This is a genomic window from Rhizobacter sp., assembly GCF_031412495.1.
Classification (GTDB): domain Bacteria; phylum Pseudomonadota; class Gammaproteobacteria; order Burkholderiales; family Burkholderiaceae_C; genus Schlegelella_A.
On record NZ_JANODC010000254.1, the window covers coordinates 1 to 9,675 of the forward strand.

Genomic DNA, 9,675 nt, shown 5'->3' on the forward strand with positions numbered 1-9,675 from the left:
CGGCCGGCCGCCGGGTGTCATCCCGGCTGCCCGGTCCAGCGGCGCCACTGCGGCAGGGTCGCGTGGTCGGTGAGGTCGACATGCAGCAGCGTGATCGAGATCTCGCCATGGCTGGTGGCGTGGAAGTCGGTGCCGGGGCCGGCCTCGCGGGCGTCGCCGGCCGGGCCGATCCAGTAGAGCGGCTCGCCGCGCGGGCTCATCTGCCGGATGATGGGCTCGCTCGCGTGCCGGCGCCCGAGCCTCGTGACGCGTCGGGGCAGGACGTCGGCATCGGGCCGGTTCGGGATGTTGACGTTGAGCAGATAGTTCGGCGCCTGCGGCGGCCCGCGCAGGACGTGCTCGATCACGCTGCGGGCAAGGCGCCCCGCCGCGTCCAGGTGTGCCCAGCCCTTGTCGACCTGCGAGAAGGCGATCGCGGGGATGCCGAACAGGTAACCCTCCATGGCTGCGGCGACGGTGCCGGAGTAGAGCGTGTCCTCGCCCATGTTCGCGCCCTGGTTGATGCCCGACACGACCAGGTCGGGCCGCTTGTCGAGCAGCCCCGAAAGCGCGAGGTGGACGCAGTCGGACGGCGTGCCGTTGATGTAGAGGTGGCCATTGGCCGCCGTGTACACGCTGAGGCCGCGGTTGAGGGTCAGCGAGTTGGACGTGCCGCTGGCGTTTTGCTCCGGCGCGACGACGTCGAGGTCGCCGAGCCCCTCGCAGGCCTTCACCAGCATCGCCAGCCCGGGCGCCAGGTAGCCGTCGTCGTTGGCAATCAGGATTCGCATGAGCGGGATTGTAGGAGTCGTGCCCCGCACGACCTCGTCTCGGCGGGGCCTGCGTATGATCATTCACGCTCGTCCGCATCGATGCAGGACGAGCTCCGATCGAAAGGCTCCGTCATGCACGCTTGGCTCTGCGAGAACCCCACCGGTGTCGAGGCACTGCAATGGAAGGAGCTGCCGACGCCCGAGCCGAAGGCCGGCGAGGTGCGCGTGGCCATCCGCGCCGCGAGCCTCAACTTCCCGGACCTGCTGATCGTCCAGAACAAGTACCAGATGAAGCCGGCCCTGCCCTTCGTGCCCGGCTCCGAGTACGCCGGGGTGGTCGACGCCGTCGGCGACGGGGTGGCCCACCTCAAGGCGGGCGACGCCGTCGCCGCCTTTGCCGGGACCGGCGGCTTCGGCACGCATGCCGTCGTCAACGCCAACCTCGTCATGCCGCTGCCGAAGGGGTTCGCCTTCGACGATGCCGCGGCCTTCGTCCTGACCTACGGGACGACGCACCATGCCCTCGTCGATCGCGCTGCGCTGAAGGCGGGCGAGACTTTGCTCGTGCTCGGCGCCGCCGGCGGCGTCGGCACCGCCGCCATCCAGCTCGGCAAGGTCCTGGGCGCTCGCGTCATCGCTGCGGCATCCACCGACGCCAAGTGCGACCTGTGCCGGGAGATCGGCGCCGACGCGACGATCAACTACGCCAGCGGCGACGTGCGCGCAGAGATCAAGAGGCTCACCGACGGCAGGGGCCCGGACGTCGTCTACGACCCGGTCGGCGGCGACCTGGCCGAGCCGGTGTTCCGCTCCATCGCCTGGCGCGGCCGTTACCTGGTCGTCGGCTTCGCGCAGGGCGGCATCCCTGCCCTGCCGCTCAACCTCGCCTTGCTCAAGGGCGCGTCCATCGTCGGCGTCTTCTGGGGCGAGTTCGCGCGGCGCGAGCCGGCCGCCCATGCGCGCGCGCTCGCGCAGCTCGCCGGCTGGTACGGGGAAGGCAAGGTGAAGCCGGTCATCGATGCACGCCTGCCCATGCACGAGCTCCCGGCCGCGTACGCGCGCATGGGCAGCCGCCAGGTCCGTGGCAAGCTCGTGATGACGAACGGTTGAGCAGCCGCCGCCCGTCGCAGCGCGGTGGCAATACCGCACGTCGGATCGCCTGCGCCCGGCGAGCGGTCGAGGGCCGACGAAGGGCCTCTTATAGGCTGGCGGCCGTGACCCCTTGCACTGCGGCCCTGCGATGAATACTGAACCGATGCGCCTCGACACGGCTGGCGCGACCTTCCCCTATGTCTACGAGACGAGCGAATGGCTGCACCGTTGCGCCAGGCGCATCCTCGAGCTGGATCCGGAACTGGACCCCATTGCGGCCATGCACGTCGTCGACGGCATGGCCATGAGCTCGCGCTGGCGACTCATGCTGCCCGAGGCGGTGGCCGAAGCGCTGTATGTCGATTGCAGGTTCGGCGGGCCGGTGGCCTTCGGCTCGCGCCAGGACCGCGGCGGCGGGGACAAAGCGTGAAGCGTTACCGCAGGGTTACGTCCTGGGGGGCGGCTGGTCGACAAAGTCACGGCGCGCGTCCACACGCGCGCACGGCGCCGCGGCACAGTCACGAACGCGATCCCGCGACAGCCTGGAGCAGGCCCATGAACAGAACCGCCGCAACATTCTTGTGTCTCGCTCTCGCTTCGGCAGTGTTCGCGAGCGCACCGGACTCGCCCGTTCGGGCGGAGAAGCAGACGACGGCGGTCGCGCCGGCAGTCGCTGCGGTCGCCAAGGCAGGAAAGGCCGACAGGGTCGCGGCGAAGGGCAGCGCCGCCGCGGCACCCGAAACCTTCCGCGACCCCTACGCGACGCCACTCCTGCTCAACGCCAAGCCGTTGATGACAGGACGTCCGTGAAGATCGCCTGCACGGCCGCCTCGGTGCTCGCGCTGGGGTGCGGCATCGCGAGCGCCGCCGATGTGCTCGTGCCGGCGCACCGCACGCGCGACGGCAGCTACGTGCCGGCCAACGTCGCACCAAACTCTTCCGGCTCCTACCTCGCCCGCCGCCCGGGCAAAGGGACCACTGCCCGCTCGCTCAACCAGCGCGCGGCGAAGCCTGGCCTCGTGCCGCCGCTGCTGGCCGACGCGCAGCCGATCCGCAAGTAGACGCGGCGAGCGGGTCCAACAGAAACGGCCCGGAAGGGCCGCTGGCTGCGAGCGTGGGGTGGCTGGCGGAGCGCAACGAAGGTCCAGCGCGGATGGTACTGGATGGAATTACAGTTACTACGCTAGTCTGGCTGCTGAAGTGTCGGGCTTCTGCCGTGCCTCTGACCCGTTCGCGCCTTGGATCGGACCGCGCCAGCCCGGACTACTTCGATGGACACATGCCGTTGCCGCAGATGGGCGCGGACCACTCCGTTGACGCAGTCAGATGCTTGGCCATGTCCGGGGAATCGCCTAGGTCAGGGGCGCCTGACCGGTACGAAACACGTCCGGAGTGGTGTCCTCCTCTTCGCTGCCCCGCAGTGTCTTGCTGCCCTCGATCCGCTCTGCCTCAGGAAGACTCGAAGCTTCTTCTTCGGTGAGCGTCTTCTCTGATACGCAGACCTGCCCGGTGGCGGAGTCTCGATAGCTCCAGTACCAGCACTCCACAGCCCGCGTTGGAGCCTCGTCGGGTGGATTGGGTTTCGCGAGCGTGCCCAGACGCTGCTGCGTGCTTGCTGTGAGCTTGTAAAGCCCGATGGCGGGATCGATGGGTTCGAACCAGAGGTGGCCGTCGCGCGACCGTGCGAAGTTAACCTCGTCCGCACTGAGCAGGACGTGCCCCGCGTTGTCGGCCCGCAGCCTCACGAAAGTGAGCCAGTCGGGCGGAAGATTTGATCGAGCCATTGCGTTTGACCGGCCGCCATCTCCGGCTGGGCGAGATCGTCTTACATCCGCCCTTACATCGCGCCTCGACTGAGCCCGATTAGCATCCGCTCACGCGATGAGCAAGTGGCTATGTGGGGTGGCTGATGGGGCTCGAACCCACGACAACAGGAATCACAATCCTGGACTCTACCAACTGAGCTACAGCCACCGCCGAAGCTGGAATTATAGCGACGCCCCTCAGCGCGGCTCGCTCGCTGCGGCCTCCCGCGACACCACGGCCTTGTCGTTGATCGACACCTTGTAGCGCGACTTCAAGGCAGCGTAATAGGCCTGCGCTTCGGCGTCCGCCCAGACTTGCGCGTACTGCGCCTTCGCCTTCTCCGGATCGGCAACGCTCGGGTCCCGACCCCAGATCCGGGTGATCTTGGCCAGCGCGTAGCCCTGGTCGCCCAGCTCCAGGCCGACAAAGGCCGGCAGCGCCGCCACCGGCGCCTTCAGGACGGCCTCGAGCAGGGGCGGCGGCAGGTCCCTGGGCTGGGCCCGCGAGACGACCTGCGTCGCCTCGGAGAGCGTCGTTACCGGGGCGGCCCGCGCCGCTGCCAGGCGCTCGGTGCCGAGCTTCTTCGCCGTTGCTACCGCCTGCCGCAGGGCCAGCTGCTGGCGGACCTTGTCCTTCACCTGGGCCAGCGGCAGCTGCTGCGCCGGAACGTGCTGCACGACGCGCCCGGCGACCAGCTGGTTGGCGCCGATATCGATCGCCTTGGTGTTGCGCTTGTCGCGAATCACCTCGCCCGTGAAGAACGCCTCGAGGAACTTGGGATTGGCGAGTGGCCCCTGCGCGTTCGCGGCCGGTGTGCGCGTGACGTGCTGGGCGGTGCGGACCTCGAGCTTCCACTTGTCGGCCGCCGGCTTGAGGCTGTCGGCCTGTTCGTAGACCGTGTCGCCGAACTCGACGGCGGCATCGGCAAAGCGCTTCTGGGCAAGCTGGTCCCGCACCTCGGCTTCGAGCTCGGCCCGCACCGACTCGAAGCTGCGCTTCTCGCCGCCACGCGCACCCGTCACCTGGATGATGTGGAAGCCGAAGCTGCTCTCGACCACGCTGCTGATCTCGCCCGGCTTCAGGTCGAATGCCGCATCGAGGCCTTCGATGGCGCCTCGTGCAAAGAAGTCGAGGTCACCCCCCTTGACCGCGGATCCCTCGTCCTGGGAGTTCTTTCGCGCCACGTCGGCGAACGATGTGGGACTCTTGCGCACCTCGGCGAGCAAGGCCTCGGCCTTGGCCCGCGCCTGGTCGCGCTCGGCCTTAGGAGCGCCCTTGTCGGCGGCGATCAGGATGTGGCTCGCGCGCCGCTCCTCGGCGGCGGTGTAGCGCTTCTCGTTCTGCGCATAGTGCTTGCGCAGCTCGTCTTCGGAGATCGCCACCCCTTTCCTCAGGGCCTCGAGGTCGAGCACGACGTACTCGACCGTCGCTTCTTCGTCGGCCCGGAACTGCACTGCATTCGCGGGGTCCTTGTAGAAGGCCTCGATCTCGGCATCCGTCGGCTGCGCCTTGGCGAGCTGGTCCTTGGTGTCGAAACGCTGCACCTGGATCTCCCGCTGCTGGTACATGGCGTCGAGTGCCGCCGATGCCGCTGCAGCCGGCGCCAGCACGGATTCGGCGACGGCCTGCTGCACCTGCCGTCGGGAGAGATCCTGGCGCAGCCGCTCGGCAAAAGCCTCCGACGACATGCCGATCGATGCGAGCACGTCCCTGTTGACGCTGCCGTCCGGGTTGCGCAGCTGGGCGAACTCCGGGTCGCTCTTGAACAGCTGCTCGAGCCGCTCGTCGGTGGTCACCAGGTGAAGCTTGTCGGCAGCGACGAGCATGAGCCGCTCGCGGATCAGATTCTCGAGCGCGAGGCCGCGCATCTCCGGAGTGTCGAAGAGCTTGGCGTCGATGTTCGGCATCTGCTGGCGCGCCCTTTCGACACGCTCACGCAGCGAGCTCTCGAGCTCCACGTTCGTGATCTTGTGCCCTGCCACTTCGGCGACGACCTGCTGTTCGGCGTTGCCGAAGCCGCTGTAGCCCTGGACGCCGAAGAACACGAACGACGGGAAGATCAGCAGCACGAGGATGAACTGCAGGGCGCGCGTGTGGCTGCGAAGGAATTCGAACATGGAGGCCCGGATGGAGAAAAGGCGAACCAAGGTTCGCCTTTCGTTCGAGGGAGAGGAATTCTAGCCGAGCACGGCTTGCCGCAGCCCGCTGCGAACAGGAGATTGGTGGGTGCTGAGGGGTTCGAACCCCCGACCTACGCCTTGTAAGGGCGCCGCTCTACCGGCTGAGCTAAGCACCCGCAAACCGCCGGTGCTCCGGCGGCGCAGGGAATCAGTTGAGCGCGTCCTTCAGGGCCTTGCCAGGACGGAACTTGGGGATCTTCGCCGCCTTGATCCTGATCGCGGCGCCCGTTCGCGGATTGCGCCCGGCGCGAGCGGCCCTCTTGCCGACACTGAACGTTCCGAAGCCGACGAGCGAGACCGTGTTGTTCTTCTTCAGGCTTGTCTTCACGCCCCCGAGCACCGCCTCGAGGGCGCGCGACGCCGCTGCCTTCGAGATGTCGGCCTGTGTAGCGATGTGCTCGATCAATTCCATCTTGTTCACGAATGGGTCCCCCTCAGGAAGCGCTGGCTCTGCATGGATTCGGGTGTGGTCCGCGCGGCAGAACGCACGCGCCGGGGCGAAACGATTACAGCGTCGGCCCCCAGCAGTGTCAAGCAGGGTTGCCGCCCCTGTTCGCGCCGTGCATCGGTATTTACTTGGCGCGACATGGATTCCGTTCTTGACAAGACTGCCCGACTCGCCTCGTGCGGATCGAGCGGCGCAGCGGGCTCAGGGGCGAAGCGCGTCGGCGATGGCGCGGCCCAGGTCCTCGGTCGATGCCGTGCCGCCGAGGTCGCGGGTTCGCGGACCGCCCGCACCGGGGTCGAGCACGCTCTCGATGGCGCGGATCACGGCATCGTGCGCGTCCCGGTATCCGAGAAAATCGAGCATCAGCGCTGCCGACCAGATCTGCCCGATCGGATTGGCGACGCCGCGGCCGGCGATGTCCGGAGCCGATCCGTGCACCGGTTCGAACAGCGACGGATGCTCGCGCGTCGGGTTGAGGTTGGCCGAGGGCGCGATGCCGATGGTCCCGGTGCATGCCGGCCCGAGGTCGCTGAGGATGTCCCCGAACAGGTTGCTGGCGACGACGGTGTCGAACGCCTGCGGCCGTTGCACGAAGTGCGCCGCCAGGATGTCGATGTGGAACCGGTCGACCCGCACATCCGGAAAGCCGGCGGCCATCGCATCGACTCGTTCGTCCCAGTAAGGCATCGTGATGGCGATGCCGTTCGACTTCGTCGCCGACGTGAGGTGCTTCTTCGGCCGCGACTGCGCCAGCTCGAACGCGTATTTCAGGACCCGGTCGACGCCGACGCGCGACATCACCGTCTCCTGGACGACCACCTCGCGGTCGGTGCCCTCGAACATGCGTCCGCCGATGCTCGAGTACTCGCCTTCGGTGTTCTCGCGCACGATCATCATGTCGATGTCGCCCGGCGCGAGGCCCGCGAGCGGCGAGCGCACGCCCGGCATCAGGCGTGCCGGGCGCAGGTTCACGTAGAGGTCGAACTCGCGCCTGAACTTGAGCAGCGATCCCCACAGCGAGACGTGGTCCGGCATCTTCTCCGGCCAGCCGACGGCGCCGAAGAGGATGGCGTCGTGACCGCCGATCTGCTCCTTCCAGTCTGCCGGCATCATGCTGCCGTGCCGCTCGAAGTACGGCCACGAGGCGAAGTCGAAATGGTCGAACGCGAGGGCGATGCCGAACCGCCCGGCCGCGGCCTCGAGGACCCGCAGGCCCTCGGGCATGACCTCGGTTCCGATGCCGTCGCCCGGGATCACGGCGATGCGATGTGTCTTGCTCATGGCGGGATTTCCTTCGCTGCGATGTCGCGCCGCGGGCGCACGACGATGGCGACGCCGGCGACCGTCAGGGCCATGCCGAGCATCATCAGGGGGGTGAACGACTCGCCGAACATCGCCCACGCCATCAGCGCGGTGCAGGGCGGAACGAGGTAGAGCAGGCTGGTCACGGCGGTGGCCTCGCCGCGCTGGATGAGCAGGTACAGCAGCGAGCTGCCGCCGAGCGTCAGGGCACCGACGGACCAGGCCATGGCGACGACGAGGTCCGGGTGCCATTGGATCGAGCCCGGTTCGAGCAGGGCGAACGGCAGGCACACGGCGATGCCTGCCAGCATCTGCACCGCGCTGGCGGAGCGGACGTCGCAGGGCGCGACGAAGCGCTTCTGGTACAGCGTGCCGATGGTGATGCTGAGCAGCGCCACCGTCGCCATGGCCAGGTTGGCTGCCGATACTTCACCGACGCCCAGCTTGCCCCAGACGACGAGCGCCAGCCCGACGAAGCCGAGGAGCAGGCCGAGCCAGCGCCGTTGCGATACCGCAGCGGCGCCGGCCGCGCCGGGGCCCTGCGAAATCCAGAGGGCGGTCAGCACCGGCTGCAGGCCGACCAGCAGGGCGACCGTGCCGGCCCCGAGCCCGTGCCGGATCGCCGCCCAGACGCCGCCGAGGTAGCCGGCCTGCATGAAGGCGCCGGTGACGAGCAGGTGCCCCCACTGCTGCCGGCCCGAAGGCCAGGCGGCGCGGACCAGGGCGATCCAGATGGCGAAGCAGACGGCCGAGAGCCCGAAGCGGACGACGAGGAAGCTGAACGTCGGCGAGTGCGGCATCGCCAGCCGGGCGACGACGAAGCCGGTGGACCAGATGAGCACGAACACCCACGGCATGGCCCGGACGAGCGTCTCGCGCCGTGCACCCGCCGTCCCGGCACTAGCGGACACGGGCGCGGATTTCCGGCAAGGCCTTCTGCAGGTAGTAGACCATCGACCAGATCGTCAGCACGGCCGACGCGATGATGAGCACGGTGCCCCAGAAGGCGGTGTCGATCAGCCCGAACAGGCGGCCGTGGTACAGCAGGAAGGGAATCGCGACCATCTGCACGACCGTCTTCACCTTGCCGAGCATGTGCACCGCGACGCTGCGCGACGCGCCGATCTGCGCCATCCACTCGCGCAGCGCGGAGATCGCGATCTCGCGGCCGATGATCACCAGCGCGATCAGCGCATCAAGCCGGCCCAGGTGGACGAGCACGAGCAGCGCCGCCGTGACGAGGAACTTGTCGGCGACCGGGTCCAGGAAGGCGCCGAACGACGACGTGAGGTTGAGCTTGCGGGCCAGGTAGCCGTCGAGCCAGTCGGTCAGGGCGAACAGGATGAACAGCGTCGTGCTGAGGATGTTCTGCGTCTCGACCGGCAGACTCGTGTAGTACACGCCGACGACGAGCGGGATCGCGACGATGCGGGCCCAGGTCAGCAGCGTCGGGAGGTTGAAGAACATCCGCGGATTGTGCCCACGGTCGGGCGCGGCCCGGGGCGCGGGGGCTAGTCCGGTTCGGCGGCATCCGCCGCGACGGCTACTCGTCCAGCACCCGCGGCTTGAACTTGCGGTCGTCGTCGAAGAGGAAGGTCTCGACGAACTTCCACGGCCGCGGCAGGTGCGAGACGTCGCCGTACGGCGCCGCGCGGTGGATGGCATCGGTGGCGATGCGCAAGGTGTCCTTGGCCTGGCGGGGCTCGCGGAGGGTCACGATCCGGCGCACGCTGCCGTCGCGGTTCAGCTCCACCTCGAGGACCGGAATCGCCAGGAGCTGGTCGGGAACCTTGCCCATATAGGTGATGCCCGGGTTCGCGGCGACGAGGCGCAGCGCCGCCTGCCGGCGCACCTCGCCCCAGTTGCGCATGGTGGCCGGTGCGGCGAGCCGGCCGGTCTCGGGCGTGGCCGCCGCGACGACAGCCGGCGGCGCGGCCGGAGCATCGCGAGCGGCCGCGACCGGCGCCGGCGCCCGCCGCGACGCCGTCTCGCCGGGAGCGGACGAATCCGACGAAGGTGCCGAGCAGGCGGCGAAGAGGACGCTGCAAAGCACGGCAGCGCGGCGGCCGGCGATCGGGTCAATGCAAGGCACGGT

Annotated in this window: 12 protein-coding genes and 2 tRNA genes; 4 read left to right on the top strand and 10 right to left on the bottom strand. The window is 68.7% G+C overall.

Annotated elements, in window-relative coordinates; genetic code table 11:
- Positions 1–17: 17 nt before the first annotated feature.
- Positions 18–770, bottom strand: a complete 753-nt coding sequence (gene surE / locus AC30N0_RS09745) for a 5'/3'-nucleotidase SurE (protein WP_489517728.1) — start codon at positions 768–770, stop codon at positions 18–20.
- A gap of 114 nt (positions 771–884) precedes the next feature.
- Between surE and AC30N0_RS09750 the strand changes: the two genes are divergently transcribed.
- From AC30N0_RS09750 to AC30N0_RS09765, 4 genes are all read left to right on the top strand, one after another.
- Positions 885–1,862: an NADPH:quinone oxidoreductase family protein gene (locus tag AC30N0_RS09750; protein WP_489517729.1), complete on the top strand. Its 978-nt coding sequence runs from the start codon at positions 885–887 to the stop codon at positions 1,860–1,862.
- A gap of 145 nt (positions 1,863–2,007) precedes the next feature.
- Positions 2,008–2,274, top strand: coding sequence for a hypothetical protein (locus AC30N0_RS09755; protein WP_489517730.1), 267 nt, complete (start codon positions 2,008–2,010; stop codon positions 2,272–2,274).
- A gap of 125 nt (positions 2,275–2,399) precedes the next feature.
- Positions 2,400–2,654 (top strand): hypothetical protein, encoded by a 255-nt coding sequence (locus AC30N0_RS09760; RefSeq protein ID WP_489517731.1) that lies wholly within the window; start codon positions 2,400–2,402, stop codon positions 2,652–2,654.
- The gene (locus AC30N0_RS09765) at positions 2,651–2,905 is read left to right on the top strand and encodes a hypothetical protein (protein ID WP_489517732.1); all 255 of its coding nucleotides are present in this window, start codon (positions 2,651–2,653) and stop codon (positions 2,903–2,905) included. The genes AC30N0_RS09760 and AC30N0_RS09765 overlap by 4 nt, the downstream gene beginning before the upstream one ends.
- Positions 2,906–3,196: 291 nt before the next feature.
- Here the strand turns inward: AC30N0_RS09765 and AC30N0_RS09770 are convergent, their stop codons facing one another.
- From AC30N0_RS09770 to AC30N0_RS09810, 9 genes are all read right to left on the bottom strand, one after another.
- Positions 3,197–3,589, bottom strand: coding sequence for a hypothetical protein (locus AC30N0_RS09770; protein WP_489517733.1), 393 nt, complete (start codon positions 3,587–3,589; stop codon positions 3,197–3,199).
- Positions 3,590–3,742: 153 nt separating this feature from the next.
- Positions 3,743–3,818, bottom strand: a tRNA-His gene (locus AC30N0_RS09775).
- A 29-nt stretch (positions 3,819–3,847) separates the two neighbouring features.
- The gene (locus AC30N0_RS09780) at positions 3,848–5,767 is read right to left on the bottom strand and encodes a SurA N-terminal domain-containing protein (protein WP_489517734.1); all 1,920 of its coding nucleotides are present in this window, start codon (positions 5,765–5,767) and stop codon (positions 3,848–3,850) included.
- 103 nt (positions 5,768–5,870) lie between these two features.
- Positions 5,871–5,946, bottom strand: a tRNA-Val gene (locus AC30N0_RS09785).
- Positions 5,947–5,978: 32 nt separating this feature from the next.
- Positions 5,979–6,251, bottom strand: a complete 273-nt coding sequence (locus AC30N0_RS09790; protein ID WP_489517735.1) for an HU family DNA-binding protein — start codon at positions 6,249–6,251, stop codon at positions 5,979–5,981.
- 228 nt (positions 6,252–6,479) lie between these two features.
- Positions 6,480–7,559 carry a tartrate dehydrogenase gene (locus tag AC30N0_RS09795; RefSeq protein WP_489517736.1) on the bottom strand — a complete coding sequence of 360 codons (1,080 nt, stop codon included), beginning with the start codon at positions 7,557–7,559 and terminating at the stop codon, positions 6,480–6,482.
- Entirely contained in the window at positions 7,556–8,437 is an 882-nt protein-coding gene (locus tag AC30N0_RS09800) for a DMT family transporter (protein ID WP_489517739.1), read from the bottom strand. Before AC30N0_RS09800 ends, AC30N0_RS09795 begins: the two co-directional genes overlap by 4 nt.
- A gap of 43 nt (positions 8,438–8,480) precedes the next feature.
- Positions 8,481–9,047, bottom strand: coding sequence for a CDP-diacylglycerol--glycerol-3-phosphate 3-phosphatidyltransferase (gene pgsA, locus AC30N0_RS09805; protein WP_489517737.1), 567 nt, complete (start codon positions 9,045–9,047; stop codon positions 8,481–8,483).
- Positions 9,048–9,123: 76 nt separating this feature from the next.
- On the bottom strand, positions 9,124–9,675 hold a 552-nt coding region (locus tag AC30N0_RS09810; RefSeq protein WP_489517738.1), incomplete at its 5' end, for a hypothetical protein.

What these genes read in the sequence shown, in the direction of transcription:
- surE (WP_489517728.1), bottom strand. Translation starts at nt 770, where the DNA reads ATGCGAATCCTGATTGCCAACGACGACGGCTACCTGGCGCCCGGGCTG.
- AC30N0_RS09750 (WP_489517729.1), top strand. Translation starts at nt 885, where the DNA reads ATGCACGCTTGGCTCTGCGAGAACCCCACCGGTGTCGAGGCACTGCAA.
- AC30N0_RS09800 (WP_489517739.1), bottom strand. Translation starts at nt 8,437, where the DNA reads ATGCCGTGGGTGTTCGTGCTCATCTGGTCCACCGGCTTCGTCGTCGCC.
- AC30N0_RS09780 (WP_489517734.1), bottom strand. Translation starts at nt 5,767, where the DNA reads ATGTTCGAATTCCTTCGCAGCCACACGCGCGCCCTGCAGTTCATCCTC.
- AC30N0_RS09795 (WP_489517736.1), bottom strand. Translation starts at nt 7,559, where the DNA reads ATGAGCAAGACACATCGCATCGCCGTGATCCCGGGCGACGGCATCGGA.
- AC30N0_RS09755 (WP_489517730.1), top strand. Translation starts at nt 2,008, where the DNA reads ATGCGCCTCGACACGGCTGGCGCGACCTTCCCCTATGTCTACGAGACG.
- pgsA (WP_489517737.1), bottom strand. Translation starts at nt 9,047, where the DNA reads ATGTTCTTCAACCTCCCGACGCTGCTGACCTGGGCCCGCATCGTCGCG.
- AC30N0_RS09760 (WP_489517731.1), top strand. Translation starts at nt 2,400, where the DNA reads ATGAACAGAACCGCCGCAACATTCTTGTGTCTCGCTCTCGCTTCGGCA.